Annotated in this window: 22 protein-coding genes; 5 read left to right on the forward strand and 17 right to left on the reverse strand. The window is 71.3% G+C overall.

Annotated features, from left to right (window positions below; all coding sequences use genetic code 11):
* Window positions 1-3: 3 nt before the first annotated feature.
* The 6 genes from ABT057_RS40350 to ABT057_RS40375 form a co-directional block, all read right to left on the reverse strand.
* Window positions 4-765 (reverse strand): 2-oxo acid dehydrogenase subunit E2, encoded by a 762-nt coding sequence (locus tag ABT057_RS40350; RefSeq protein WP_352348917.1) that lies wholly within the window; start codon window positions 763-765, stop codon window positions 4-6.
* Complete coding sequence (locus tag ABT057_RS40355) at window positions 762-1,007, reverse strand: acyl carrier protein (protein WP_352348918.1); 246 nt, start codon at window positions 1,005-1,007, stop codon at window positions 762-764. Before ABT057_RS40355 ends, ABT057_RS40350 begins: the two co-directional genes overlap by 4 nt.
* The gene (locus ABT057_RS40360) at window positions 997-2,904 is read right to left on the reverse strand and encodes an HAD-IIIC family phosphatase (protein ID WP_352348919.1); all 1,908 of its coding nucleotides are present in this window, start codon (window positions 2,902-2,904) and stop codon (window positions 997-999) included. Before ABT057_RS40360 ends, ABT057_RS40355 begins: the two co-directional genes overlap by 11 nt.
* Complete coding sequence (locus ABT057_RS40365; RefSeq protein ID WP_352348920.1) at window positions 2,894-3,961, reverse strand: 3-oxoacyl-ACP synthase III family protein; 1,068 nt, start codon at window positions 3,959-3,961, stop codon at window positions 2,894-2,896. Before ABT057_RS40365 ends, ABT057_RS40360 begins: the two co-directional genes overlap by 11 nt.
* Before the next feature lie 245 nt (window positions 3,962-4,206).
* The gene (locus tag ABT057_RS40370) at window positions 4,207-5,466 is read right to left on the reverse strand and encodes an FAD-dependent monooxygenase (RefSeq protein WP_352348921.1); all 1,260 of its coding nucleotides are present in this window, start codon (window positions 5,464-5,466) and stop codon (window positions 4,207-4,209) included.
* Between the two features lie 93 nt (window positions 5,467-5,559).
* Window positions 5,560-7,872: a TOMM precursor leader peptide-binding protein gene (locus tag ABT057_RS40375; protein ID WP_352348922.1), complete on the reverse strand. Its 2,313-nt coding sequence runs from the start codon at window positions 7,870-7,872 to the stop codon at window positions 5,560-5,562.
* Between the two features lie 235 nt (window positions 7,873-8,107).
* Here ABT057_RS40375 and ABT057_RS40380 point away from each other — a divergent pair, with 235 nt between their 5' ends.
* Entirely contained in the window at window positions 8,108-8,368 is a 261-nt protein-coding gene (locus tag ABT057_RS40380) for a DUF6059 family protein (RefSeq protein ID WP_352348923.1), read from the forward strand.
* 2 nt (window positions 8,369-8,370) lie between these two features.
* Here the strand turns inward: ABT057_RS40380 and ABT057_RS40385 are convergent, their stop codons facing one another.
* Complete coding sequence (locus tag ABT057_RS40385; RefSeq protein ID WP_352348924.1) at window positions 8,371-8,976, reverse strand: response regulator transcription factor; 606 nt, start codon at window positions 8,974-8,976, stop codon at window positions 8,371-8,373.
* A gap of 138 nt (window positions 8,977-9,114) precedes the next feature.
* Here ABT057_RS40385 and ABT057_RS40390 point away from each other — a divergent pair, with 138 nt between their 5' ends.
* Window positions 9,115-9,474: a DoxX family protein gene (locus ABT057_RS40390; RefSeq protein WP_352348925.1), complete on the forward strand. Its 360-nt coding sequence runs from the start codon at window positions 9,115-9,117 to the stop codon at window positions 9,472-9,474.
* A 43-nt stretch (window positions 9,475-9,517) separates the two neighbouring features.
* On the opposite strand, the gene ABT057_RS40395 is transcribed toward ABT057_RS40390, so the two are convergent.
* A complete protein-coding gene (locus ABT057_RS40395) occupies window positions 9,518-10,348 on the reverse strand; it encodes an AfsR/SARP family transcriptional regulator (protein ID WP_352348926.1) in 831 nt (276 codons plus the stop codon).
* 213 nt (window positions 10,349-10,561) lie between these two features.
* Here ABT057_RS40395 and ABT057_RS40400 point away from each other — a divergent pair, with 213 nt between their 5' ends.
* The 3 genes from ABT057_RS40400 (at window position 10,562) to ABT057_RS40410 (ending at window position 14,917) form a co-directional block, all read left to right on the forward strand.
* Window positions 10,562-10,735, forward strand: a complete 174-nt coding sequence (locus tag ABT057_RS40400) for a hypothetical protein (RefSeq protein WP_352348927.1) — start codon at window positions 10,562-10,564, stop codon at window positions 10,733-10,735.
* Between the two features lie 158 nt (window positions 10,736-10,893).
* Window positions 10,894-12,441, forward strand: a complete 1,548-nt coding sequence (locus ABT057_RS40405; RefSeq protein ID WP_352348928.1) for a SagB/ThcOx family dehydrogenase — start codon at window positions 10,894-10,896, stop codon at window positions 12,439-12,441.
* Window positions 12,442-12,553: 112 nt separating this feature from the next.
* A complete protein-coding gene (locus ABT057_RS40410) occupies window positions 12,554-14,917 on the forward strand; it encodes a sensor histidine kinase (RefSeq protein ID WP_352348929.1) in 2,364 nt (787 codons plus the stop codon).
* Here the strand turns inward: ABT057_RS40410 and ABT057_RS40415 are convergent.
* The 9 genes from ABT057_RS40415 to ABT057_RS40455 form a co-directional block, all read right to left on the reverse strand.
* The gene (locus ABT057_RS40415; RefSeq protein WP_352348930.1) at window positions 14,902-15,423 is read right to left on the reverse strand and encodes a GNAT family N-acetyltransferase; all 522 of its coding nucleotides are present in this window, start codon (window positions 15,421-15,423) and stop codon (window positions 14,902-14,904) included. The genes ABT057_RS40410 and ABT057_RS40415 overlap by 16 nt on opposite strands.
* A complete protein-coding gene (locus tag ABT057_RS40420; protein WP_352348931.1) occupies window positions 15,416-16,384 on the reverse strand; it encodes a TauD/TfdA family dioxygenase in 969 nt (322 codons plus the stop codon). Before ABT057_RS40420 ends, ABT057_RS40415 begins: the two co-directional genes overlap by 8 nt.
* Window positions 16,385-16,450: 66 nt before the next feature.
* Window positions 16,451-17,506, reverse strand: a complete 1,056-nt coding sequence (gene sbnB, locus ABT057_RS40425) for a 2,3-diaminopropionate biosynthesis protein SbnB (RefSeq protein ID WP_352348932.1) — start codon at window positions 17,504-17,506, stop codon at window positions 16,451-16,453.
* Complete coding sequence (gene sbnA / locus ABT057_RS40430) at window positions 17,467-18,471, reverse strand: 2,3-diaminopropionate biosynthesis protein SbnA (protein WP_352348933.1); 1,005 nt, start codon at window positions 18,469-18,471, stop codon at window positions 17,467-17,469. Before sbnA ends, sbnB begins: the two co-directional genes overlap by 40 nt.
* Window positions 18,468-20,726 carry an MMPL family transporter gene (locus ABT057_RS40435; RefSeq protein ID WP_352348934.1) on the reverse strand — a complete coding sequence of 753 codons (2,259 nt, stop codon included), beginning with the start codon at window positions 20,724-20,726 and terminating at the stop codon, window positions 18,468-18,470. The genes sbnA and ABT057_RS40435 overlap by 4 nt, the downstream gene beginning before the upstream one ends.
* Window positions 20,727-20,816: 90 nt before the next feature.
* On the reverse strand, window positions 20,817-21,647 hold the full coding sequence (locus ABT057_RS40440) for a 4'-phosphopantetheinyl transferase family protein (RefSeq protein WP_352348935.1): 831 nt from the start codon (window positions 21,645-21,647) through the stop codon (window positions 20,817-20,819).
* Window positions 21,648-21,846: 199 nt separating this feature from the next.
* On the reverse strand, window positions 21,847-23,595 hold the full coding sequence (locus tag ABT057_RS40445) for an acyl-CoA dehydrogenase family protein (RefSeq protein ID WP_352348936.1): 1,749 nt from the start codon (window positions 23,593-23,595) through the stop codon (window positions 21,847-21,849).
* Complete coding sequence (locus tag ABT057_RS40450) at window positions 23,595-23,921, reverse strand: hypothetical protein (protein ID WP_352348937.1); 327 nt, start codon at window positions 23,919-23,921, stop codon at window positions 23,595-23,597. Before ABT057_RS40450 ends, ABT057_RS40445 begins: the two co-directional genes overlap by 1 nt.
* Before the next feature lie 14 nt (window positions 23,922-23,935).
* A complete protein-coding gene (locus ABT057_RS40455) occupies window positions 23,936-25,504 on the reverse strand; it encodes an acyl-CoA carboxylase subunit beta (RefSeq protein WP_352348939.1) in 1,569 nt (522 codons plus the stop codon).
* Between the last annotated feature and the right edge of the window lie 403 nt (window positions 25,505-25,907).

The raw sequence follows: 25,907 nt of genomic DNA on the forward strand, positions 1-25,907 counted from the left end.
AGGTCAGGCCACGTCGAGGGCCTCGAGCCGGCTTTTCACCCGGCCCAGCACCTCGGAGGCGACGGCACCGTCGATCACCCGGTGGTCGAAGGCGAGCGAGAGGGTGAAGACCGGGGCCACGCGCACGCCGCCGCTGTCGGCCACGGGCGTGTCGGCGATCCGGCCGATGCCGAAGCCGAGCGTCCCGGAGATCATCGGGAAGATGGCCCGGACCTGTTCCTGGCCGACGGACGTGACGGAGAACGTGCCCTGCAGTGCGGCCCGGCGTGCCGGGTCGCGCAGCGCGGCCCGGTACACGAGCCGGGCCACCGGCAGCGGAAGCCGCTGCATCTTCAGCAACTGGCGGTAGGGGCCCGTGGCGTCCACGGGGGCGTCCTTGTACGTGGTGACGTGGTCCTGCACCTCGATGACCGACAGGTTCGCGGCGTCCGGCACGGTGCCGGAGACCACACAGCGCTGTCCGTCGACGGTCTTGTCGAAGAGCACCTTGACGTCGACCGCGTCCGGCACGGCGAGCCGGGGCCGCAGCGCACCGCCCTGGAGCATGGCGCGGGCGTCCGGGAAGTCCGCCACGACGTCGGCGGCCTCCTTGGCCAGCATGCTCACAAAGCTGAGCTTGCCGCCGCTCGCGGTACGGGCCGTGACCATCCGGGACGCGTCCACGTCCGCCCACAGATACACATGGCAGGTCTCGCGGGCGCCGCCCAGGAAGGTCAGGGTGCCGCGCCGGGCACGCGGGAACTCCCTGACGGTGACCGCGCTCATGCCACCACGTCCCGTGCGACGGCCGCGACGACCGAGGCGAGGTCGCCCAGCGTCTCGGCCTGCATGAAGCGGTCGTAGTCGAGCGCCGTGCCCAGCTCTCGCTCCAGGTGGACCAGCAGCCGCATCTGGTTGACGGAGTCCCAGCCCTCGGCCTCGCCGAGACGGGTGCTCGTGGTCAGGTCGTCGGGCTCCAGGTCGAGCAGCTGCCCGACGGCCTCGGCGACCACTGACTCAGCGGACATCGAAGACTCCCTCTTCGTCGGTGACGCTCATGTACCGGGGAAGGCCCGGCAGATCGGTCAGGGAATGGCGGTGGAGTGTGGCCCCGGAGTCCTCGCCGACGACGGCGAAGCCCTGGGCCGCGTAGAAGCCGGCGAACGCGGTGTTCTTGGCGGTGCGGGAGAAGCGGGCCGTGACGGCGGGGGCGCCGTGCTCGCGGGCCGCGCGCAGGACGAGTCCGACGAGGGTGTCCTCGACCCGCCGCGAGAAGACCCGGCAGCTGAGCACGAAGTTCTCGATCGTCCAGCTGCCGTCCGCCTCGGTGCCGAGCGCGAGCGCCGCGATCAGCCCGTTGTCGCCGAACCGGTCGGTGAGCCGGGCGCCGAGGAACCGTCCGCTGCCGTCGGCGAGCCGTCGCGCGACCTCGGCCTCGGCGTACCGGATGCCGGTCAGGTTGAACTGGTTGGTCTTGCCGAAGAGCTGGCTGATCCGGGCCGTGTTGAGCGGACCGGCCGGCTCGACGGACAGCCGGGGTTCGAGTGCCGCCAGATAGCTCTCCAGGTCGGTGGAGGACTCGGCGAGCACGGCGCGCCGGGCGCGGGCGCGGTAGAGGTCGGTGCGCCCGCGGTCCTCCTCGGTGAGCCGCAGCAGGTTGAAGTCGCCGCGCGCGGCGAGGTGTGCCGCGTACTCGGCGGGGTCCCGCGGCAGTTCCACGGTGGCGACCGCCGGCTGTGCCTCGCGCATGAGCCCCCGCTCCACGGGGTTGTCGTCCACGAACACCAGCGCGTCCGCGCCGATGTTGAGGTCCGCCGTCAACTGCCGTACGGAGTCGGGCTTGGGTCCCCAGTGGGCGTGGAAGGCGACGAACGCGTCGGGTCCGAGGACCATCTCGGGATGGGTGGCGACGGCCTCACGCGCGGTGGCCTCGTCGTTCTTCGACGCGACCGCGAGCATGACGCCCTGGCGCATGAAGTCCCGTGCCAGTGCCTGCAGTTCCTGGTGCGCCGAGCCCGGGTAGGCCCCGCCCAGGCGCAGTGCGCCGACCCCGTCGTCGCCCACGACCCCGCCCCACAGGGTGTTGTCGAGGTCGAGGACCAGGCACTTGGCGGCCCGCCCCATTTCGGCGCGCGCGACGCGGGCCAGCTCCTGCGCGTACTCCGCCAGGAACTCGGGGGAGAAGACGTGCGCGGCGATGTGCCGCATCCGCGGGCCGCCGAAGACCGAACCGGCGCGCGCGGCCGGCGCCTCGTGGGACAGCACCACGGTCGAGGGCGACTCCTCGGCGAGCGCGAGGATTCCGGCGTTCATCCGGTGCCAGGCGGCCTCCAGGCGGGCCTTGGCGGCGTAGTCCACGATCCGGTCGCGGCGCAGCGGGGCGAGCGGCACGGTGGTCAGCACCGTCAGGCCGCCGAGCACCTCGCGGCTGGAGCGCACCCACTGCGCGAGCGTGGCGGGGAAGGCGGCGCAGCGCTCCTCGATCTGTGTGATGTCCAGCGGGTCGGTCACCTCCTCGAAGACGGCGGTGTCGTCGAGGAGCAGGGCCACGATCTGGGGTTCGAGGTCCTTCAACGCCGGTGCGCCGGAGAGGACTTCGAAGCGCCACTGGTTGTAGCCGGCCAGCCGTGTCTCGGGCAGCAGGCCCTCGCGGACCAGCACCGCGGTCAGCAGCGGCGCCAGCGTGTCGAGGGTCGAGCTGCCCAGCACCGCGATGCGCTGCTGCACCAGCAGCCCGGAGGCACCCAGCTGCTCCCGCGCTCCCGCCCCGGACAGCAGGGCACCGGCGCTCTCCAGGCCGAGGGCGTCAGGGATGCCGCGCAGCAGGGCGCGGACGCGGGGCACGGCCGTCCGCAGACCCGCGCGCTTGAGGGAGCGCAGTTCCTTGAGCGGATCGGCGGCGCTGCCGCCGTGGTCAGACGACATCGGCGGACCCCGCGGGCCGGTGGCGCAGTGCCAGGCCGGAGACGATCCACTTGGACGACTCGATGGTGGTGACGAGGACGCGGCCGCCGACGCCCGTTCCGTCCGCGATGCGCTGAGCGGCACGGTTGAGCTGGATGAAGGGCAGCGCGTTGCCGTTGTTGCCGGTGTCGGCGACACAGGAGACGGCCTGCTCGGCGGTGACACCCATATGGGCCCGGATCTTCTCCGTCATGGCGCCGTTGAGCTGCGGCGGCAGGATGTGTTCCACCTCGCCGACCCGCCACTTGGTGGCCGCGGCGAGTTCCTCGAGCACGGTGCAGGCGAGGCCGGGCACATGCTCCTCGATGGCCTTGTAGTCCTCGTCGCTCATCGGCTCGCGGACCATGCTGCCGTCGGGGGCCGGCACGAGGGGCGCTCCGTCGGCGCCGTACCAGCGCACCACCTGGGCGGGCTTGCGGCCCTTGCCGGTGGTACGCAGCAGCATGTGCTCCACCACGAAGCCGGGGCCGTCGTCGTCGGCGTCGACGACCGCGGCGCCCGCGCCGTCGCCGAAGAGCGCGAAGTTCGCCAGTTCGGCGGGGCGGATCTGCTGGATGTCGCGCTCCGACGGCCAGAGCTTGACCACGGTGTCGGCGCCGATGACGAGGCCCCGGCGCAGTCCGCCGGCCAGCAGCGCCCGTGCGGTGTAGAGGCCGGTGAGCGCTCCGGCGCAGCCTGAGGTGAGCTGGAAGGTGGGGATGTCGTTGACGCCGAGCCGGTCGGCGACGGTGTTGACCGTCGCCGGCATCAGCTCGTCCGGCGAGGCGGTGGTCAGAACGATGAAGTCCAGGGAGGAGGGGTCGGCGCCCGCTGCCCGCAGCGCCCGCTCTCCGGCGGCGGTCGCGAGGTCCCCGGTGGTCCTGGGGGTGCCGTCCGGCGCCGCCGGATCGCAGAAGTACCGGCTGCGGTTGCCGGTCATCCTCTCGAGCCACTTCTCATGCAGTCCGAAGCGCTCCGCCATGTCCCGGTTGGTGACCGGTGCACCCGGCAGTACTTCGCTGAGGGCGGTGAGTCTCACAACGTCAGGTCCCTTGCTCGGAAGGTTTCGGGAAGGCGGACCGCAGGTCTGCCCCGCATCACGCGATCTGATGACATAACAGTAGAAAGCTGTACTTGAGCCGAACTAAGGTGCGATACCCGCACTCCGGACGGGGCGTGACCGCAGCCGGCTCTGCCCGGGCGGGGGATGGCCGGGGGCCGGCGCGGGGGAGCTCCGTCCGGAGTGCGGACTCGGGCCGCCCGGGATCGCTCCCGGGCGGTGGTTCAGGCCGCCAGGGGTGCCTGGGACTCCTGGCCCGCGGTCCTCAGGTCGGCCGCGTCCACCGGGTGCGGGGCGTTGATGACCTTGCCGAACACCACGTACTTCAGGGGCAGATGGTCAAGGGTGCGGAACCGGGCCCGGCGCAGCAGGGTCTGCAGCGGGGTGTGCATGGCGAGCGCCGCCTCCTGGAGCCGCTGGAAGCGGGTCACCCGTGCCTTGTGCTTGCGGCGCGTCGCGACGAACTCGGCGAACTCCGCGGCGGGCAGGGCGCTGCCCGCCCCACCGCGGGCCAGTGAGCGGGCGATGACGGGGGCGAGGCAGACGGTGTCCTGGATGGCGAGGTTGACGCCCTGTCCCAGGATCGGGGTGCAGGTGTGAGAGGCGTCGCCGATCAGGATCAGTCCGTCGCGCGCCCAGTCGTCGACCTCGGCGGTGAAGATCTCCAGGAAGCCGGTGTCGTCCCAGGAGCGCAGGTGCTCGGTGAGCAGCGGCTCCAGCCGCGGGTCGATGGCCGCGATCCCGGCCCGGAAGGCGTCGAAGCCTTCCTTGCGCAGCTCGCCGAGACCTCGTTTGGGCAGGTTGTGCCCGATACGGAGGAAGTCCGGGAAGGTCGGCAGGACGACGAGGTGCTTGCCCTGCTCCACGACGAGTTCCGCGTTGTTGCCCCAGCCCGCGGGCCTGGGCAGTTTGAAGGAGAGGAAGTCCCGCTCCATGGGGGTGATCCGGGCGGTGATGCCGGCCGCCTTGCGGACCCTGGAGAAGCGTCCGTCGGCGCCGACCACCAGCCGGGCGCGGACCGTGACCCGCTCGCCGTCCTTCCGCTTGAGGACGGCGCCGCGTACGACGCCGTCCTCCTCGATCAGGCCGGTGAAGCCGGTGCCCGACGCGTAGGTGTAGCCCGGCAGGCCGGCGGACTGCTCGTTGAAGATCCCGATCAGCGCCGGCTGGGGGATGTCGATCGGCAGGACGTCCAAGCCGAACCTGCCGTAGTCGACGTGCAGGACCTGGCGGCCCTCCATGCGCATCGTGACCGCCCGGGTCTCCAGATAGCCGTGCTGCTCCAGGGCCGGGCCGAAGCCGAGCTTGCGCAGGGTGACCACGGACGGGGCCGCGAGTGTCTCGCCGCGGAAATCGCGGTCGAGGTGCTGCTGTTTCTCGACGACCAGCACCTCGATGCCGCGTCGTGCGAGCAGACAGCCGAGCAGGGCGCCGGCAGGTCCGCCCCCCACGATCAGGACATCGGTGCTGGTTGGGATGCTCATGACATCTCCCCAAGGTCAGGGCGGTCGAATGGGGTGGGTGAGGGTTCTGACCAGAGGCTATGCAGCCCCACTCGTACGGAACTAAAGGTCGGCTCAGACGAACAGGGGGATCGGATTGAGCCGTTCGTACGGCGTGGGCTCCTTGACCCGGCCCAGCGCGACAGGGACGTCGAACAGCCGCCCGGGCGCGAACCGGGCCCAGAAGTGCCGCATCCCGGGGACGATCACCTTCACCACCGGCAGGCCGATGTCCGGCCGCGTCTGGTCGAGCACGAGAAGCTCCAGACCGCGCTCCCGGACCAGGTCGACGATGGCCGTCACGTCGTCGCGCAGATCGGTCCGCGGCGCGTACGCCCAGGTGGCGGGCGTGCGGACGGACTCGTACCGGCTGGGGCGCAGATAGGGCTGGTTGGCGGTGGTGGAGTGCTGCCACCAGCGCCTCGGCTCGGGCGCGTCGATCCCGTAGCCGGAGCCGTCCGGTCTCACCGAACAGACGGCGGGCAGCAGTTGGGCCATCTCGGTCAGCGCCCGCCGCACCGCCACCCGGGGGTCGAAGTGGGCGCCGAAGCCGAAGACGATGTCCTCGGCCGGCTTGTCCGTACGCCGCGACAGCGCGACCACGACCGGGATGCCGAAGTCCGAGGTGAGGTCGAGGGCCCAGACCTCGCGCCCGATCCGCCGGCAGCCCTCGACGAGTCCGTCCACACACGGATCGGCGAAGGAGGTGAGGTCGACGGCGGGCTGGCGGGTGCGGTTGTACCACCACAGGGCCACCGCGTCGCGCTCCACCAGTTCCAGGAAGCCCTGCACCAGGGCGTCCTCCGGGCTGCTGCCCGCGCCGTTCCCGTTGGAGTCGGCGCGCAGCGTGTCATCGGCGCCGGCGCGCAGCGCGTAGTAGAGGAGCGAGGTCGGCACCAGCCGCCGGCAACCGCCGGTCAGCGACCAGGTGGGCGTCCACTCGGTCACCCGCTCCTCGTCGAAGCGCGGCGGCACGTAGGTGAAGGGAGAGCGGGCGGCGTTCCAGCGGTCGCGGTCACGGAACTGCCGCTCGTCGTACAGCTGGAGCGCATGGGGGTGCACTGCCTGGTCCCGGAGCGAACGGTAGCTGCCGACCACCACGGGCTCGTCCCCGTGCCGGGTGCCGCAGTAACGTTCTACGGCCTCGCACAGCGCGCTGGTCCGCGCTTCCGCCTCGGTGCTGCCCTTGCCCCCGCTCAGCGTCCGCAGACCGGCGCGCAGACCGGCCAGGGTGTGGGCGGAGGTGGCCAGGTTGGGCCCCGACAGATAGGTCTGGACGAAGTCGGGGCTGCGCGGGTCGCGCCGCACCTCCTTGATGATCCCGGTCAGGGGGTCGATGAGGTGGCCGTAGGTCCTCAGCATCTGCTGGGCCGTCAGCGCCCGGTGACCATTGCCCTCCTGGACCGCCTTGGGCCGCGACACCGGTACGAAGGGGGCCTGGACCCGGGCGGCCGTCAGCCCGGGGTCCCCGCAGTGCGAGCACTGGGGGCGGCGGGCCACCGGGTGGCTGTCCACGCCCAGGGACACGGTGTCGAAGGTGTGGACGGCGTCCTGCCCGGCACACCGGATGCCGGCCAGCCACTTGGCGCTCTCCAGGACAGCGGTGTGCATGGCCAGCGAGCGGCCGGCGGGCAGTGACGCCTCGGGGCGGGGCAAAGGACCGCGCAGCCCCAGAGCGAGCTGGAGGGGCGACTCGCTGCGCCGGTGCAGGTTCAGCCGGACCGCTAGGCACGACCAGCACGGCCCGTCCTGGGGCCGGAAGAGGGGGCCGACCCAGGGCACGCTGCCCGAGAGCTTGGCCAGCATCCAGGGCTGTCCCTGGGCGCGGTGCCTGACGTTCACCTCGTGCAGATCGGGCGACAGGTAGTCGTCACAGAGCACCAGTGTCAGGCCGGCGCCGGGCTCCTCGGTGACCTGGAGCCCCGAGTCCGCGCAGGCGCGTACCAGGGACGCGGTGTCCGCCGCGGCGAGGTTCATGATCCGAACGGAGGTGGTGGCGAGCCGGCCGGCCGCGCCGTCCCCGTCCAGCCCGGCCAGTTCCCAGTACGCCCGGGCCGCGTGGTCGGAGGCGGACGGGGCCTCCTGGCGACGGCCCGCCGGTGCGCGGCGCAGCAGCCCCGCCTCCTGGAGAAGGCGCAGCGACCCGCGCACCTCGTCGGCCGACAGGACGTCGCCTGCCGCCTCGATGACGGACCGCACCGAGCGGGTCCCGTCGAGCAGTGGCACCAGTACTTCGGCGTGGGCGCCGTGCAGTGCGGTCACGCCGGCCTGCGACACGAGGTACGCGGCCTCCCCCGGCACGACCGTCGCCTGCAGATGGCGCTTGAATCCGAGCAGGGCGCTGTCGTCACCTTCGGTGCGATCGAGCCCCGTCCCCCCAGCACTCATGTTCAACTCCCCTTTGATGAACCGGTGTTGCAGCGATTCTTTGTCTCCGGGGTGTGTGGGGGACAGTGCGGCAGTCATCAGCCCTCCGTGAAACCGTCACTTGACACCCGGGCACGTTTCGTTGAGGAGGGGCGAGGGCAGTGACGCGCCGGGGGTGTCGTGGTGTCCACGGGTAAAGCGGGCCTCGAGCGCGGGCGGGAAGGATCGGGAGGGTTGCCAAGCCGAGGAGGTCTCCGTGGCCAGCCAGCACCATTCCCTGATCCGCATGATGCTGCGGTCGGCCTACCGGGCCCTGGTGGCGTTCGGGGGCATCTGGGTGCACACGCCGCCGGTCGTCCTCGACGAGCGGCTTCCCCCTGTGCGCCGGGCTCCGGGCGGCATACCCGCCGGTCATCCCGAACGGCTGTGCCCGGAGGTCTCGTTGAGCACGACGGAGCTGGCTCTGGAGCTACAGCTCCGGGACCTGGCCGAAGAGGGGGGCGGATGGTCCTCCTGAGGTCACACCCAGCCCTGGTCGCGGGCGATGCGGATGGCGTCGACGCGGTTGCGGGCCCGCAGCTTGGTGACGATCGTCGTCAGGTAGTTGCGGACCGTCCCGACGGACAGGAACAGGCGCGAGGCGATCTCCGCGGCCTCGGCGCCCTCCGCCGTCATCCGCAGCACCTCCGTCTCGCGCAGGGTCAGCGGATTCGCCTTGGTCTCCCAGGCGGCGAAGGCGAGTTGCCGGTCGATCACCCGCTCGCCCGCGACGACTCTGCGGATCGCGTCGGCGAGCTTGGCCGGCGGAGCGTCCTTGACGATGAAACCGGAGACATGGGCGTCCAGCGCACGACGGAGATTGCCGGGACGGCCGAGGCTCGTCAGGATCAGCGTGCGGCAACTGGGCAGTTTCTGGTGTACGACGTCCGCGGCGGTCAGACCGTCCATGCCCGGCAGGTCGATGTCCAGTACGGCCACGTCGGGCCGGTGCTTGAGGACCGCCGGGACGATGTCGTCACCGCACTCGACCTCGGCCGCCACCTCGATGTCCCGCTCGAACGCGAGCAGGGCCACCAGCGCGCCACGGATCATGTGCATGTCTTCGGCCAGCACGATCTTGATCATCTTCTGCATCCCCCGTGCAAGAAATCGTGCCCCTGTGACGTGACTGAGGCTCCAGATTACCCCGAGAGGCTCCTGGGGACACCAGATACGGCCTCCCCGCGCATGTCCCAACCCCCCACACCCTGAATGGAGTTACCCGTGAATGTCGTTGCCGCGCTCGCTTCCGCCCTGGTGATCCTGGAATTCTCGCTCCAGGCCCTCGGCATGCTGACCCACATGGAGGCCCAGCTCGTCCAGTTCGACGCCGTGACGGGCCGGCGGCCGAGCAGGTCGCTGACGCTGCTGCTCGGCCTGCTCGACGTCGTCGGCGTGGCGGGGGTGATCGCGGGATTCTGGGAGTCGGTATGGGCCGTCCTCGCCGGTGTCTATTTCGTGGTGTTCACCGGAATCATGCTGGGCATTCAACTCCGGCGCGGCAATCGGGGGATGCTGCTCAACACCGGAATTCTGTTCTTCGGTTCAGCCGTACTGCTGGTGATCTCCCGCGCTCTGTCCTGAAGCCGCGAGGCGCGCCGGGACTCCTGGCCGGCGCGCCCCGGCCTCACGCCGAGCGCGCCGGGACAAGCAGTCCGACACCCCCGTGGACGGCCGGCAGCGGCGGGTCCAGGGCCGGGTCGCCCGACAGGATGGCCCGGTGGATCCGCTGCACCCGGGGCGACGGCTCGAGCCCCAGCTCCGCGATGAGCACACGGCGCAGCTGCTGGAACGCCTCCAGCGCCCGCGCGGTGTGACCGGAGCGGTACAGGGCGGTCATCAGGTGCGCGTAGAGGTTCTCGTGCATCGGGTGCCGGGCCGCCAGCGTGAACAACTCGCTGAGCAACTCGGCGTGACGCCCGAGCCGCAGATCCGCCTCGATGCGCTGTTCGAGCGCGACCATCCGGGCGTTCTCCAGCGAGCTGACCTCCAGCTCCAGGACACGCCCGTGCGGCACGTCCAGCAGGGCGGTGCCGAGCCAGAGGTCGAGCGCGTCACCCAGCATCGTGGCGGCCGTACGGTCGTCGCCCAGCTCGTAGGCGGTACGGCCGGAGCGGATCAGCCGGCGGAACGGCTGGACGTCGACGGCCTCCGGCGGCACCACGAGCGAGTAGCCGCCGTGCCGGGTCGCCAGGATCTCCTTCGCCGCGCGGCTGTGCGAGTCCCCGAGCGCCTCCGCGATCAGCCTCCTCAGCTGGAGGACATAGGTCTGCAAGGTGGTCAGCGCACTGCGTGGCGGGTTGTCGCCCCACAGCTCCTCCAGGAGGGTCGACACGGTGACCACCCGGCCGGGGTGCAGGGCCAGCAGCGAGAGGACCTGACGCGGCTTCGCCGCGCTCGGCACGATGGACCGGTGGTTGACCCGTGCCGTCAGCTGGCCCAGGAGCCTGATCTCCATACCCACTCCTCGATAGCGGTTCGAAGGCCGTCCACGAGGAGGGCCCTAATACCGGTCGAGTCTCCAAGGAGAGGCGCTCGGGGCCCAGTTATCGCTTCATGACTAGTGCCGTTAAGAATCCACGGGCGGCACGTGAAGATTTCACTGTTGCCGAGAGGCTCGTCGGCCCAATTCTGGAGACTCCATTGAGCTGAGCGCCCCGAAGGTGGACACATGCTTGTCAAGGACTTCTCCGACGCCGTGACGACCGACGCCGAGGCCGGCGCGTACATGCCCTGGCTGGGTGCCGAGGCCGCCCCCGGCCGCTCCGGACTGGTCGTCGAGCACCTCGATCGCTCCGTAGATCTCGGCACCGCGCTGCTGACCTTCTGCATCGCGGACGCCTAGGTCACTCGTTCCCGGGTCCTGACGACCGGGAATCTTCCCAGCGACACGCCCAGCAGTTCCCCGCGGCAGATCCGATCCTCCCTCCCTCCGAGGGCCGCCGGGCGGCAGCTCTGCCGCCCGGCCGTCCGCATTCCTTCCCGACGCATGCAGGAGCCCCCATGTGGTCCTCCGGTCCACCCGACACACGGTCCGAGCCCTCCCACGCCCTCTGGTCGCTGCGCGAGGACGTCACCGTGGAGGAGTCGCCCTCGGGCGAAGGGCTCGTCCTGCACAACCGCTGGGGCGAAACCGTGCTGGAACGGCCGGAGCCGGTGGTGCGCGAGGCACTGCGCCGGATGAGCTTCGGCCCGGTCCACCTGGAGAACGCTCTCCGGGCCGGGCGCGGTGGGAGCGGCCGGCAGACCCTGCTGATGCGGGCGCTCTCCGAACTCCAGCCGCTGATCGTACGGTCCCTGGACCTGGACGGCGGACAGCCGCTGCTCTCCGCCGTCCCGCTCTCGCCGCACGCCGTGTTCGAGCCCGTCGCCCTCCCCGCCGACCGCCTGCTGAAACTCTCCCGGTTCGCCGTGCTGCGCAGCGACGGCCGCGGCTTCGTCGTCGAATCGCCCCTGGCGCTGCACCGCGTGGAGCTGCACCGCGCCGAGGCGCTGCCCCTGCTCGCGCTGCTGGCGTCGGCCACGCGGCCCGAGGACGCGGCGAAGGCCTGGGGACAGGCCCGGGAGCTTGCCCACGAAGCCCTTTCCTATCTCCTGGCCGCCGGGATGCTGGTGCAGTCGGACGCCGAAGACGGCGTGTTTCCCCCGGAGTTCGCCGAGGACACCGATCCGGCGCTGGCGGGCTGGACGCCGAACGCCCTGATGTTCCACACCCGCAGCCGGCTCGGTCGGCACGACGACGTCATCGGCGCGATCGGTGAACCGAACGCGGATCAGCTGCCCGAACCGGCCGTGCGACTCTCCGGGCGGAACGAGACGATCGCGCTGCACCGTCCGGAATGGGACGACGTCGTCCCCGAGGACCCGCCGTTGAGCGTGGCCCTGGAGCGGCGGCACTCCACCCGCTCGTACCAGCAGGCCCCGCTGACGGCACGTGAGATCGGCGAACTGCTCTACCGCTGCCTGCGGGTGCGCGCCCTGCGCACCGGGGCGCCGGTCGGGTTGGGGGGCCCGGCCAGGACACTCAGCGACCGCCCCTACCCCAGCGCCGGCTCCGCCTACGAGCTGGAGTTCTACCTCACGGTCGTCGCGTGTACAGGCATCCCCCGGGGCGTCTACCGCTACGACCCGCTCGGGCACCGCCTCGAACGGATCGGCTCCGAGCCGGCCGAGGAGCTGCTGACCTGTGGCCGCTTCGCCATCGACGCACTGTCCTCGCCCCCGCTGCTGATCACGATGACCGCCCGGTTCGGCCGGGTGCTGCCCGAATACGGCGGCCTGGGCTACGCGTTGATCCTGAAACACGTGGGGGTGGTGATGCAGACGCTGTATCTGGTCAGCGAAGCCATGGGGCTCGCCTCGTGTGCCGTCGCGACCGGTGACGTGGAGGTGGCGGCCCGGGTCTTCGCCACCGACTGGCGGGCCGAGTCCAGCGTGGGGGAGATGGCCGTCGGCCGCCGCGCCACCAGCGAGGCAAGCCGCGCCGACCAGCCCTGGAGCCCGGCGAACGGCGCCGACTGGCCGGAACGGGCCCACAGGCACGGCGCATAGTCGCCCAACGGTTTCAGGCCGACACCAAGGTGCGTCGGAGATACTGACAAACCTGTCCTGTCGGCTGGCCCGACCACGCGCGGTCGGACCACTTCGTGTTGGCGGAGGCTCGATGCCCGGCGTCACAGCACCACAGCTCGCGCGGACGATCGCACTGGTCGTCTTCTGTGGCTACCTGCTCGCCACCGTGCTCAACCTGCTCGCGCTCCAGGCCGGCGCCCCGGCCCTGATCGCGTCCTTCGCCTGCGTGGGTGCGGCGTTCGCCCTGCACCTCTGGCACATGTCACCCTACGCGCGTAGCCGCCCGAGACGGCACCAGGCGCTGAGCCTGACCGCCCAGGCGGTCGTCACCTATCTTCCCCTGGCCTGGCTCGACACGCCCTGGGGAAGCATGACCGGCTTCCTGTCGGGGTCGGTCCTGCTGCTCGTCGAGGGCTGGGCCGGCTGGGCCCTGTTCGCGGCCGTCGCCGTCAGCATCGCGCCATTGCCGCTGCTGCGCGGATCCAGCGCCCCGTGGGCCAGTTATCTGGTCATCTCCGGATGCCTCACCGGTCTCGTCGTGTACGGGATGAGCCGGCTCTCCTCCTCGGTGGCCCAGGTGGAGGTCACGCGGGGGGAGTTGGCGCGGTTGGCGGTGATGCGGGAGCGGTTGCGGGTGGCGCGTGATCTGCATGATCTGCTGGGGTTCAGTCTGTCGGCGATCACGTTGAAGTCGGAGTTGACGTATCGGTTGTTGCCTCGGGTGCCGGATCGGGCGCGGGTGGAGGTGGCGGAGATGCTGGCGATCTCGCGGCAGGCGTTGGCGGATGTGCGGTTGGTGGCGAGTGGGTATCGGGAGATGTCGTTGGAGGCGGAGGCGGATTCGGCGCGGTCGGTGTTGGGGGCGGCGGACATCGCGGTGGAGTTGGAGGTGGGGTGTGGGGGGTTGCCGGGCCGGTTGGACACGGTGCTGGCGACGGTGTTGCGGGAGGCGGTGACGAATGTGCTGCGGCACAGTCGGGCGCAGCGGTGTGTGATCCGGGTGGTGGAGTCGGAGGGTGTGGTGCGTCTGGAGGTGGTGAACGACGGGGTGGTGGTCGCTCCGGAGCGTCCGCCGGGTGAGGGGGGCGGGAGTGGTCTGGGGAATCTGACGGTGCGGTTGGAGCAGGTCGGGGGCGTGCTGCGGGCGGGCCTCACCGACGACGGACACTTCCGCGTCCGCGCGGAGATCCCGAATGACACGCCGGGCCGCGGCGACCCGGCCCGCCGCGCACGCGCGGAGACGGCCGACGCACCCGTACCGGAGCTCGCGCCGCACCCCCACGAGGACGCGTTGACCGATGTCTCCGCGCCGCGGCTCGCCTGGCTCATCACCCAGATCGTGTTCTGCGGCTTCCTCGTGATGACCGTCCTCAACGTTCTGGCCACCAAGCCCGGCACCCCCGTGCTCGTGGGGCTCGCGGCCGCCGTGGCGGCCGTCCTCGTCCTCCAGCTGCTGCACTCGTCCGTACGGGCCCGCGCCCGGTGGCGCCGGCGGGCCGGCCTCACGCTCGGCGTCCAGGCCGTCGTCACCTATGTCCCGCTCCTGTGGTTCGGCTGGGCCTGGGACGCCGTCGCGGGCTTTCTGGCCGGCTCGCTGCTGCTGCTCGTCGAGGGCTGGGCGGGCTGGGCCCTGTTCGCGGCCGTCGTCGCCGCCATGGTGCCGCTGACCTACGCGCAGCACCTCGGCACGATCGACACCGTCTACACGGTGACCGCTCCGCTGCTGACCGGCCTGGTGGTGTACGGGATGAGCAGACTGTCCGCCTCCGTCGTCGAAGTCCGGGCCTCACGGGGGGAGTTGGCGCGGTTGGCGGTGATGCGGGAGCGGTTGCGGGTGGCGCGTGATCTGCATGATCTGCTGGGGTTCAGTCTGTCGGCGATCACGTTGAAGTCGGAGTTGACGTATCGGTTGTTGCCTCGGGTGCCGGATCGGGCGCGGGTGGAGGTGGCGGAGATGCTGGCGATCTCGCGGCAGGCGTTGGCGGATGTGCGGTTGGTGGCGAGTGGGTATCGGGAGATGTCGTTGGAGGCGGAGGCGGATTCGGCGCGGTCGGTGTTGGGGGCGGCGGACATCGCGGTGGAGTTGGAGGTGGGGTGTGGGGGGTTGCCGGGCCGGTTGGACACGGTGCTGGCGACGGTGTTGCGGGAGGCGGTGACGAATGTGCTGCGGCACAGTCGGGCGCAGCGGTGTGTGATCCGGGTGGTGGAGTCGGAGGGTGTGGTGCGTCTGGAGGTGGTGAACGACGGGGTGGTGGTCGCTCCGGAGCGTCCGCCGGGTGAGGGGGGCGGGAGTGGTCTGGGGAATCTGACGGTGCGGTTGGAGCAGGTCGGGGGCGTGCTGCGGGCGGGCCTCACCGACGACGGACACTTCCGGCTGACGGCCGAAGCCCTCGTGGATGGGGACCACGAGGGCATCGACCCCGGCCAGGGGCAACCCGTCTACCTGGCGTCGTGAATCATCAGGATGAGGTCCTCCGGGTCCTCCGGAGGACCCGCGATCGTGCCGTTCTCGATGAAGCCCTCCGAGGTGTACAGCGCCCGTGCCCGGACGTTGCCCGGTTTGACGTCGAGCCAGACACGGTGGGCGCCGTGCAGGCCGTGCGCTCGCGCCACGGCGGTCCGGAACATCCTCCGGCCGAGACCCCTGCCCTGGAAGGCGGGCCCCACCACGATGCGCCGCAGTTCGACGGTGCCCGCTGTCTCGCGCAGCCCGGCCAGGACGACGAACCCGGCCGGCTCGCCGTCCACCTCGGCCAGCAGATGCTCCTGGTCCGGGTCGGCCAGCGCCCGCTCGTGCCAGGCGAGCCCCTTCACGCCCAGCCAGCCCGCCGCCCCGGGGTCGGACTCGTACCGGGTCACCGCGCCGAGGTCGGCGGGCCCGGTGAGGCGTACGGCCAGCGCGGTCACCGCGCCCCGGCCACCCGCCGGCGCACCGCCTCGGGCGCCGCCGCCCTCAGGCACCCGCCGGCTCCTCGCCCGATGCCTCCGCCATCGAGATCGCGATCTTCCGCGGGCCGGTGAACGGCTCGCGCGCGTGCGCGGTCAGCATGTTGTCCAGCACCAGCAGATCGCCCTGCCGCCAGTCGAACCGCGTGTAGGCCGAGCGGTAGGCCGCCCTGAGGTGGTCCATCACGTCGTCCGGGATCCGGCCGCCGTCGCCGTAGTACGTGTTGCTCGGCAGGTCGTCCTCGGCGTACATCTCCAGCAGGGCGTCCCGGTAGTCCGCCGACAGCGTCGTCACGTGGAAGAACGTGGCGTGGTTGAACCAGACCTCCTCGCCCGTCACCGGATGGGTGTGGATCGCCTTGCGCACCGCGCGTGTGCGCAGCCCGTCGGCACCGCGCCATTCCACGTCGATGCCCTGGCCCTTGCAGTACTCCTCGACCTCCGCGCGGCTCTCGGTGTCGTAGAAGTACTGCCAGGTGCCGCCCATCTCCTCGCCGAGGAAGTTGCGGACGTACATCCAGCCGCGCCTGCGGAACTCCTCCCGCACCTCGGGGTCGATGTTGCGGTACACCTGCCGGATGTCGGCCAGCGGTGTCGCGCCCTGGCTGGTGGGCTCCGCGAGGCACGTGAAGTACACGACGTTCGGCCAGCTCAGCTGGTACGAGCACTCGTTGTGCAGGAAGATCTCCTCGGTGGCCGGGTACTCGGTGGATGTGTAGACCCGGCCCTTGATCGTGGTGCGCTGCGAGGAGCGCTCGGTGTAGTTCAGCGGCTTGCCGGACAGCGCGCGCACCGCGGCGTCCAGGGCCTCGACACCCCCTTCGCCGATCCCGCGGAAGAGCACCGCGCCGTGCGTGGTGAGCAGTTCACGGATCTTGGTGCGCTCGGCGGCGATCACCTCGTGGACCGGCAGGCCGTCGCCGTCGCCCTCGATGAGCACGGGCAGTGTCTGGCCGGGCAGTTCGGATACGAGCATTGCTTGTGACCCTTTCCTGAGTCGGGAAGTGGCGGACGCGCCGGCGGCCGTGCCGCCGCGGACGCCTCACTGCGCGGGCAGGAAGCCCTCCACCCGGGTGCCGCGCCCCTCGCGCAGCGCCGCGGCGCGCACCAGCTGGGCCACGGCGATGTCCAGCGCACCCAGGCCGAAGGGCGAGAAGACCGTCACCTTGTCCGGGTCGGGGCGGAAGTCGGCGGTGCCTCGCAGCAGCGCGCCGATGGACGCGTCGATGAAGTCCCGGTTGCCGGAACGCTCCTGCGCCAGGTGCAGAGAGGTCTGCTCCCGGCAGACGTGGTCGGCGTCGTCCACGATGTTGTGGTGGTCGAGGATCGCCTGTGCCTCCAGGTCACGCAGGGAGACATGGAGCACCACCGCTCCGGGGTCGACATGCCGCAGATCCATGTGCGGGGCGGCCGCGGTCGTCGCGATGGAGACAAGGCTCCGGCCCGCCAGCGCCTCCTCGATCGTGGCGGCCGCCGACACCTGGACCGCCGGGGCCACCGCGGCGGCGAGGCGCGTGAACTCCTCGGCCCGCTCGGGCAGGAGGTCGAACACCGTCACCGAGGCCAGGCTCGGGACGGTGACGGCGAGGAAACGCAGCACCTCCAGGTTGATCGGGCCGGTGCCGACCAGCGCCGCGGTGGCGGCCGGTGTGCCCTCCAGCAGGACCGAGGCGGCCAGCGCGGCACTCGCCCCGGTGCGCGACGCGGAGATCAGCGAGCCCTCGACGAGGGCCTCCGGGCGGCCGGTGCGCAGCGAGTTCATCACGATCGCCGCGTTCGCCCGGGGCAGTCCCTCGGCGAGGTTCCCCGGGAAGGACGACACCCACTTGAAGCCCGCCGCAGCACTGTCCGGTGACGTTCCGTCGCTGTCGCCGTCGCCGTCGAGGAAGGCCGGCAGGCCGATGATGCGGTCGCGCGGCTTGCCCGGGAAGCGCAGGAACACCGAGTGCGGGACCGCGCTGCGCCCCTCGTCGTGCAGGACGTACGCCCTGCGGACCGCGTCGATCACTTCCTTCTCGCGGCCCGCCAGAAGATCGCGTACGTCGTCGTGTCCGATGATCAGCACCGAGCCGCTCCCGTCGTCTCCAGCTTCTTCCACAGATGACCGACCTCGCCGAACTGCTGCTCCACCCACGCGTCCGAGTAGATGGTGTCGAGGTAGCGGTCTCCGCCGTCGGGGAAGACCAGGACGCAGTGCGAACCGGCGGGGATGGTGTCCCGGACCTTCTCCAGCGCGGCCACCGCGGCACCGGAGGAGCCGCCGGCGAGGATCGCCTCGTCCTCGACGAGCCGTCGGCAGCCCACCACGCATTCGAGGTCCGAGACATGGACGACCATGTCCGCGGCGCTCGGATCCAGCAGGGGAGGGATGATCGACGCCCCGTGCCCGGGGATGAGCCGCCGGGTGGGAGCCTGCCCGAAGAGCACGCTCCCCACCGCGTCGACGGCGACGACCTTGGTCCGCAGGCCGTTCTTGCGAATGTAGCGGGCCGCTCCGGTCATGGTGCCGCAGGTGCTCGTCGGGCAGAACACGTAGTCCACCCGGCCGTGCAGCGCCTCCGACACCTCCCGCATGGTTTCCTCGTGCGCGGCCGAGTTGAGCGGATTGGCGTACTGGTTGGGGCAGTACGAGTGCGGGATCTCGGCGAGCAGACTCTTGACCCGCTGGATGCGGGCCGGCAGATACTCGCCGTCGGCGTCCGGCCGGTTCACCATCTCGATGGTCACGCCGTACGCCGTCAGGATCGCCAGGTTCTGCGCGGTGGTCTTGGCGTCCACCACACAGATGAAGCGCAGTCCGAAGTACCGGCAGATCTGTGCGACGCCGATGGCCAGGTTGCCCGAGCTGGACTCGACGACCGTGGACAGACCGGGAATCAGCTCGCCCGCCCGGATCTTGCCCAGCAGCATGTTGAGGGCGGAGCGGTCCTTGATGCTGCCGCCCGGGTTGAAGCGTTCCATCTTGGCGAACACCCGGATGCTGGAACGGCGCATCAGACCGTTCAGTTCGACGAGTGGAGTGTTGCCCACCGTGCCCAGGATGCCTCTTGAGGGCTCCGTCACTGTGTCATCTCCTTCGGAGACCTGATGGCCACCGGCTGTGCGGCCACCGGGGCGCTCTGTTTGCCGGAAGCCGGGGCCGGGGCCTCGTCACCGCTCTCGGAGTGCGAGAGGTCGGGCAGCCAGGACAGCCAACGCGGCAGGTACCAGTTGGCGTTGCCGAGCAGCGCCATCACCGCGGGCAGCAGGACGGCACGGATGATCGTGGCGTCGAGCAGCACGGCCACGGCGAGGCCGACGCCCATCTGCTTGATGGACTGCACGGACAGAGTGGCGAAGACCGCGAAGACACCCACCATGATCAGCGCCGCGGCGGTGATCACACCGGCCGTGGAGCGCAGCCCGTGCGCGATCGCGGACCGGGTGTCGGCCCCGCGGTCGTACGCCTCCCGGATCCGGGAGACCACGAACACGTGGTAGTCCATGCTCAGTCCGAACAGGATCACGAAGAGGAACAGCGGCAGCCAGGAGGCGATCGGCCCGCTGGAGTGGCCGCCGGTCAGGGACAGCCCGACGCCGTCCTGGAAGACCAGCGTCAGCACGCCGTACGCGGCGCCCACGGACAGCAGGTTGAGCACCATGGCGGTGGCCGCGATGGCCAGCGAACGGAAGGTGGTGAGCATCAGCAGGAAGGCCAGCACCAGGACGAACGCCAGCACCGGTACGACGCTGCGCTTCAGCTGGCTGTTGAAGTCCACCGACTGCGCCGTGACCCCGGTGACGGCGGTCTCGGTGCCCTTCACCGCACCGAACGTCTGCGGCACCACCGAGTCGCGCAGCACGTTCAGCGCCGCGACGCTCGGTCCGTCCGCGCCGCGGCCGGCCATCGGGACCTCGATCTCGACGACACCCTGACGGTGCCTGGTGACCTCGATGGGGTCGAAGAGCTTGCCGCTGGCGATCGCCTTGGTCTTGAACTCGTCGATGGCGCGCGTCACCTCGCCGCTGTCGGCGTCGGCGGTCGCCACCACGATCTTCGCCGTCGTCGCGTTGCCGGTGAACTCCTTGTCGATGTGGCTCGCCGCCTGGACGAACGGGGTGTCGGGGTCGAGGTCCTGCGTGACGCTCGGCATCGCCGTCTCCATGTGGAGCACCGGTGCCGCCAGACCCAGCAGCGCGACCGTGGCGATGGCCGCCGCGGCGAGCGGGAAGCGCAGCACCTTGTCGCTGAGCACGCGCCAGAAGCGGCTGTCCTCGTTCGCCGAACGCCTGCGGCCCAGCAGCGGGACACGGCCCTTCTCGACCCGGTCACCGAGCATCGACAACAGCGCGGGCAGCACCGTCACGGAACCCGCCACGGCCACGACCACGGCGGCGATCGACGCGGCGCCCATCGCCTTGAACGTCGCGATGCCCGTCAGGAACATGCCCGACATGGCGAGCACGACGGTGATGCCGGACACGACGACGGCGCGGCCCGAGGTGGCCGCCGCGATGCGCAGGGCGTCGTCCGCGCTGCGGCCCGCGGCGCGCTCCTCGCGCTCCCGGCGCAGATAGAACAGGCTGTAGTCGACGCCGACCGCCAGACCCACCAGCATCAGCACCACGTTGGCGTTGATGTCGGAGGGGATCAGGTGGCTGCTGAACGCCAGCAGACCGTACGCGCCGGCCGTCGCCGTGAGCGCCAGCACCACCGGCAGCACACTGGCCACCAGCGCGCCGAACGCCACGAGCAGAATGCCGAGAGCCAGCGGCACAGCCGCGTACTCGGCGCCCGCGAGGTCCTCGTTGGTGGTGTCGGTGAGCGACTTCTGCGCGGTCGCCTCGCCGTACAGCTCGGCCTTCACATCCTTGTGCCCGGCCGCGGCCGCGGTCACCGAGTCCAGGACCTCACCGATCGTCTTGGCCGCCTCCTGGCGCCCCTCCTTCATCGTGTAGCCGACCAGGACGGCGTGCCCGTCCTTGGAGATCGCGCCCGTCTCGTACGGGGAACGCACCGCGGCGACCTGGTCCGAGCTCTTGACCGCGCTCTCGACGTCCGCGACGGCACTCTTGAACTGCGCGCTGTCGGCGGACAGATCCGGGCTGGAGAGCAGGACGACCTCCTGCGCCGGCGCCTTGATTCCGGCGTCGGCCAGAATGCGCGCGGCACGGCCCGATTCGCCGACGCCGTTGTCGACGTCGTCGGACTGGACCGTTCCCAAGGCACCGCCCATCGAAGCGATCACCACGAACAGCAGCCAGCCGAACACGGCTGCCTTCCGATGCCTTGCGCTCCAGCCACCGATTTTGGCGGCAATGCCATGATTGGCTGCCACGTGGTCCTCCTGTAGATCGAACACCTCACCTGGCCTCTACCAGCGTGGGCGAACGGGCTGGAGCCCCCCTCGAGCGAAGGGGTGAACGCTTCACGCGGTCCGGTCGCCCCACAGCGCCCGCGCCGTCCGCAGGTCCACGGCCGTACCCACCCGGGTGTCCCCGACGTGCCCCGCTCGGAGGTCCTGCAGCGCCACGGCGGCCTGGTGCCCGTCCGTCCGCGGCAGGTTGTGGAAGGTCCAGGTGGGGTCCTCCACGCGCGCGCCGTCCTTGTGGCACAACCGCGCCAGGCCGCCCCGCACCTCGAAGCCGAACTCCGTGAACGGGAAGTGCAGTCCCTGGCCCAGCGCCTTGCTGTACGCCTCCTTGAGGATCCACCGCTGGAGCACCAGCGCCTCGTAGCCCTCAGGCGGGATGCCGTCCATCGCCCTCAGCTCGGACGGTGTGCAGATGTGACGGTCCAGCTCGGCCACGCTCGGCGCCCGGTCGGCGCTCTCCGCGTCGACGCCGATCCGGCCGAGCGAGGTGACGCCGACGAAGAGCAGGTGGGCCGTGTGGCTCAGGCTGATGTCCACCTGGTCGCAGCCGCGGACGAACGGCCGGCCGCTGAGGTGGTACCCGATCTCCACATGCTCCGGCGCCATGCCCACGGCCGCCCCCACCGCGCAGCGCAGCAGCGCCCGGGACGCGGCGAACCGTTCCCGCACCGTCTCGTTGTCCGTCGCCTGGTAACGCGTCAGATCGCGCCCCAGGAGGCGGCGCAGCCGGTCCTCGTCCGGGCGGTTCAGCCGCCACTGCCGCAGCGAGGCCTGGACCAGCCCGACCCCGCAGGTCTCCAGGTCGTCGCGCAGCACTTCCCAGAGCTCGGCCGGAGTCCGCGCCCAGCACGTCGGGGGAAGGGTCCGGACGGGCGGTATGGTCATCGGTCTCTCCTCACTTCACTGACATTCACCGCACGGGGACGCGCGGGTCGGGCCGGTCCGGCTGTTTCCGGCCCGCGGGCCGGGACGTGTCCCCGGAACGACGCGGCCCCGCCACCTCCCGGTCGGTGCGGCGGAGCGGCGTCGTGACGCGGCAGGACCACACCGGTGCGGCGACCGATCGCACCGTGCGGCGACCGCATCACCCCGCCAACTCGGCCCCGTACAGGTCGAATCCGATGCGGGAGTCGGCGCGCAGCCGGGCCTCCGCGAAGAGCCGGGCCTCGACCTCCGCCGGCAGCGGGGGCACCGGCCGCCCGAGCCGGCGCAGGATGCGGTCGAGCGCGGACAGCAGCCAGGCCGGGTCGGCCAGAAAGCCGCTGCCGCCGGACTCCCGCCACACCCCGACGCAGGCGGCCGCCGCCAGAACGAGCGCGTACCGCTCACTGAGCGGGAACCCACGGGCGTCGGGCACCGCACCGCCGCCCACCGGGCCGAGGGTCGCGAACTCCCGCAACGCGTCGCGCATCTCCTCCGCCAGCTGCACGGCATACGGCCGGAAGGCCCCGGCCAGCTCGGTACCGGCGCCCACCGAGTCCTCGGCCAACGCCCGCGAAACGTACCCCCACAGCCCGTCGGCCCCGCCGAAGTGCGCCGGCCGGTCCAGGGACAGCCCCGGAACCCCGTCGCCCGGCCGGAAGAGGCCCGCGGGCGGCCGAGCGGCCTCCAGCGCCTCGGCGTCCGCCGCGAGCAGCGGCAGGTACGGCACGATCACCGTCTGGCACACGGCGCTGCCCACATGGCCGAAGCTGACCGTGTCCAGATCCCGAAGATGCTTGCGCACCAGGGTGCTGGGCCCCTCCTCCGTGTGGAAGGCGCCGCCGAGCACCACCGACAGGCTGTACATGGACTCGCTCAGCAGCTTCGGCACCAGGTACTTCGCGGCCGCCGCCAGCACATCGCACTCCCCGGGCAGCAGATGCAGCGCCCGGGTGGCCACCAGGGCCAGACAGTCCGCCGTCAGCAGATCCGCGAAGGCGCCGTTGACGACCGTACGCACCTGTCGCTCGTTGATCCGCCGCCCGGCCGGGGCCGGCCCGTGCGTGCGGAAGCGGAGCGTCGCGCGCAACGCCGTGTCGCCCAGACCGATCAGCATCGACGCCACCGTGGCGTTGATCAGCGGATAGGCGCTCGCTCCCACCACGACGCCCTGTCCCCAACCGCCCACCCGGGCCTCACCGGGCACCGGGCAGTCCAGCAACTCAAGCCCGGTGAGCGGAGGTTGTCCCGATCCGGCGGGCCCCTTGGTGAGCCGGCGCACCCAGGCGTCGGGCAACTCGGCGCGGTCGAGCAGGAAAAGCGAGTGACTCTCCTGGGGCGTCTGCGGGCCGTCCCCGTCACCGGTCGCCGCGTACGCGAGGATCAGCTCGGCGTGGTCGAGGTTGTTGATCGCCGGCTTGCGGCCGGACAGCAGGTAGCCCGAGCCGGACCGGCGGGCGCGGAACTCCTCCTCGAAGAAGATGTTCGCGTGCTCCAGCTGGTGACAGGCGATGGCCAGCCGCGCACCGCCCAGCAGGACCTCGGAGGTGCGCAGCCGCTGCGAGGCGTTGCCGCCCGCCCAGACGACGAAGGCGGCGAGGAGCGAGGAGATCCCGCCGACCGCGGCCAGCCGCGCGTCCCGCCGCATCACCGGCCGGAAGACGGCCCCGGTCACGTCAAGGCCGTCGAGTCGCCCGCCCAGTTCCGCGGGCACGAACTCGGCATTGAGCGCCAGCCCGTCGTAGCGGTCCAGTGCCGCCGGAGCGGGCATTCCCGTGCCGGCGGCCGCGAGCACCCCGTCGAACCCGAGCGGATTGTCCGGGCTCCAGGGGTCCCCGAACGCGTGGTCGACCTCGCTGATCCGGCCCCGTACCGAAGCCCAGCGTCCAAGTTTCGCCTTCTCCGGCAGCATCAGCCCGTCTCTCTCGCTCTTCCCGACCCGCTCCCCGGCACCGGGGCCGGATGCGCGAGCACGGCGGTGAGCCGCTCCTCGCCCACCTCGACGACCCAGGCGCGCCGCGGTGCCTGCGCCAGGTCACTGGTCCAGGCGGTGGGCACCAGATAGGCGCGGTCCCGCACCCACGGTGCTGTGAAGGAGGGCAGCCGGGACGCCCCGCTCGCGCGCAGCGCCGCGAGCGCCGCGAGGGCCGCCGTCACGGCGGCCCGCTCCCGGGCGTCACCCTGACCGCCTACGACGCGCACAGCGCGCAGGACACCGTCGTCCGCTGTGGTGTTCATCCCGTCCATCGCCGTCACACCGGCTGGTTGCCGTGCTTGCGGGCCGGCAGGGACTCGTGCTTGCCGCGCAGCATGCGCAGCGAGCGGATGAGCACCTCGCGGGTGGCGGCGGGGTCGATCACGTCGTCGACGAGGCCGCGCTCGGCCGCGTAGTACGGGTGCATCAGCTCCTCGCGGTACTCCCGGATGCGCCCCTCCCGGGTGGCGGCGGGATCGGCCGACGCGGTGATCTCCCGGCGGAAGATGATGTTCGCGGCGGCCTCGGCTCCCATCACGGCGATCTCGTTCGCCGGCCACGCGTAGGACAGATCCGCTCCCAGCGAGCGGGAGTCCATCACGATGTACGCGCCCCCGTACGCCTTGCGCAGGATGAGCTGGACGCGGGGCACGGTGGCCGTGCAGTAGCTGTAGAGGAGCTTCGCGCCGCGCCGGATGATCCCGTCGTGCTCCTGCTCCCTGCCGGGCAGGAATCCGGGTACGTCCACGAGCGTGACGATCGGGATGCTGAAGGCGTCGCAGGTCTGCACGAACCGCGCGGCCTTTTCCGACGCGTCGATGTCGAGCACACCCGCGAGCCGCGCCGGCTGGTTGGCGACGATGCCGACGACCTGTCCGCCGAGCCGCGCGAAGGCGCAGACGATGTTGGGCGCCCAGCGCTGGTGCACCTCGAGGTACTCGCCGTCGTCCACGATCGCGGCGATGACCTCGGTCATGTCGTAGCTGGCCCGGGGGTCGGCCGGTACGAGGTCGAGCAGGGAGTCCGTACGCCGGTCCGGCGGGTCGGCGCTGGGGTGCTGCTGCGGCACGGACCGGTTGTTGGGCGGCAGCAGCGTCAGCAGATACCGCACGTCCGCCAGGCAGTCGGCCTCGTTGTCGTACGTGAAGGCGGCGACCCCCGACCTCTCCGCGTGCACACCCGCGCCGCCGAGCTCCTCGTGGCTGATGACCTCGCCGGTCACGGCCTGGATCACATCGGGACCGGTGATGAACATCCGTGAGGTGTCCTGCACCATGAAGACGAAGTCCGTCAGCGCGGTGGCGTACGCGGCCCCGCCCGCGCAGGGCCCGAGCACCACACTGATCTGCGGTATCACCCCGGAGGCCTGCGCACAGCGCCGGAAGATGCCGCCGTACCCGGCGAGGGCGGTGACCCCCTCCTGGATCCGGGCGCCCGCACCGTCACTGAGGCTCACCAGCGGCGCCCCGGCGGACAGGGCCATGTCCATCACTTTGTGGATCTTCTCGGCGTGGGCCTCGCCCAGCGCGCCGCCGAAGATCCGGAAGTCGTGCGCGTACGCGAACACGGTCTGCCCGTGCACGGTTCCCCACCCGGTGACGACGCCGTCGGTGTACGGGCGGCGGTCGGCCATCCCGAACGCCGAGGCCCGGTGCCGTCGCAACGGCTCGACCTCCTGGAACGACCCCTCGTCGAAGAGCAGGGCGAGGCGCTCGCGGACCGTGAGCTTTCCCGCGGCCCACTGCTTGGCGGTCGCGGCGTCCCCGGGACCGTCGAGTGCCTGGTCCTTGACGAGCCGTAACCGGGCGGCGTACTCCCGCAGATCGGGCCGCGCCGCGTCGTGCATGTCCTCCTGGAGCAGGTCCGTCTCCTGGAGTGTGTCCGTGGGCGTGTCCGCCTCGGAGACAGCCGGCGAGAACTCCGCCGCCTCGACCAGACTAGTCATACCGCTCCTCCGATCCTCCGTGGCCGGTTGGCGAAACGCGACCTGCGCCGCCACGCTAAAGGTGCGGTACGGCCCTCGAGGATCTCTGGACTGGACGTCCGCGTCGTCGCACTGGACAGGTGCGGCTCGCCATCGGCGAAGCGGAGCGGAGCGATGCGAGGTACGCGGCTGCGGCCGCCGCGCCCACGGCCTGGTGCTGCGGCCCTAGCTGTTCTGTCCCGGGAGGTTGTGGACGGGTGAGGCAGATCTCGGCTGAGGGATCTTGAAATAGGTGAGGGCCTTCTGGCCTGGTGTGGATTGCGAC

This window comes from Streptomyces sp. NPDC002588, assembly GCF_040295925.1.
GTDB lineage: Bacteria > Actinomycetota > Actinomycetes > Streptomycetales > Streptomycetaceae > Streptomyces.

What these genes read in the sequence shown, in the direction of transcription:
- ABT057_RS40355 (WP_352348918.1), bottom strand. Translation starts at nt 1,007, where the DNA reads ATGTCCGCTGAGTCAGTGGTCGCCGAGGCCGTCGGGCAGCTGCTCGAC.
- ABT057_RS40410 (WP_352348929.1), top strand. Translation starts at nt 12,554, where the DNA reads ATGCCCGGCGTCACAGCACCACAGCTCGCGCGGACGATCGCACTGGTC.
- ABT057_RS40450 (WP_352348937.1), bottom strand. Translation starts at nt 23,921, where the DNA reads ATGAACACCACAGCGGACGACGGTGTCCTGCGCGCTGTGCGCGTCGTA.
- ABT057_RS40375 (WP_352348922.1), bottom strand. Translation starts at nt 7,872, where the DNA reads ATGAGTGCTGGGGGGACGGGGCTCGATCGCACCGAAGGTGACGACAGC.
- ABT057_RS40370 (WP_352348921.1), bottom strand. Translation starts at nt 5,466, where the DNA reads ATGAGCATCCCAACCAGCACCGATGTCCTGATCGTGGGGGGCGGACCT.
- ABT057_RS40420 (WP_352348931.1), bottom strand. Translation starts at nt 16,384, where the DNA reads ATGCTCGTATCCGAACTGCCCGGCCAGACACTGCCCGTGCTCATCGAG.
- ABT057_RS40455 (WP_352348939.1), bottom strand. Translation starts at nt 25,504, where the DNA reads ATGCACGACGCGGCGCGGCCCGATCTGCGGGAGTACGCCGCCCGGTTA.
- ABT057_RS40360 (WP_352348919.1), bottom strand. Translation starts at nt 2,904, where the DNA reads ATGTCGTCTGACCACGGCGGCAGCGCCGCCGATCCGCTCAAGGAACTG.
- ABT057_RS40385 (WP_352348924.1), bottom strand. Translation starts at nt 8,976, where the DNA reads ATGATCAAGATCGTGCTGGCCGAAGACATGCACATGATCCGTGGCGCG.
- ABT057_RS40400 (WP_352348927.1), top strand. Translation starts at nt 10,562, where the DNA reads ATGCTTGTCAAGGACTTCTCCGACGCCGTGACGACCGACGCCGAGGCC.
- ABT057_RS40405 (WP_352348928.1), top strand. Translation starts at nt 10,894, where the DNA reads ATGTGGTCCTCCGGTCCACCCGACACACGGTCCGAGCCCTCCCACGCC.
- ABT057_RS40440 (WP_352348935.1), bottom strand. Translation starts at nt 21,647, where the DNA reads ATGACCATACCGCCCGTCCGGACCCTTCCCCCGACGTGCTGGGCGCGG.
- ABT057_RS40395 (WP_352348926.1), bottom strand. Translation starts at nt 10,348, where the DNA reads ATGGAGATCAGGCTCCTGGGCCAGCTGACGGCACGGGTCAACCACCGG.
- ABT057_RS40445 (WP_352348936.1), bottom strand. Translation starts at nt 23,595, where the DNA reads ATGCTGCCGGAGAAGGCGAAACTTGGACGCTGGGCTTCGGTACGGGGC.
- ABT057_RS40350 (WP_352348917.1), bottom strand. Translation starts at nt 765, where the DNA reads ATGAGCGCGGTCACCGTCAGGGAGTTCCCGCGTGCCCGGCGCGGCACC.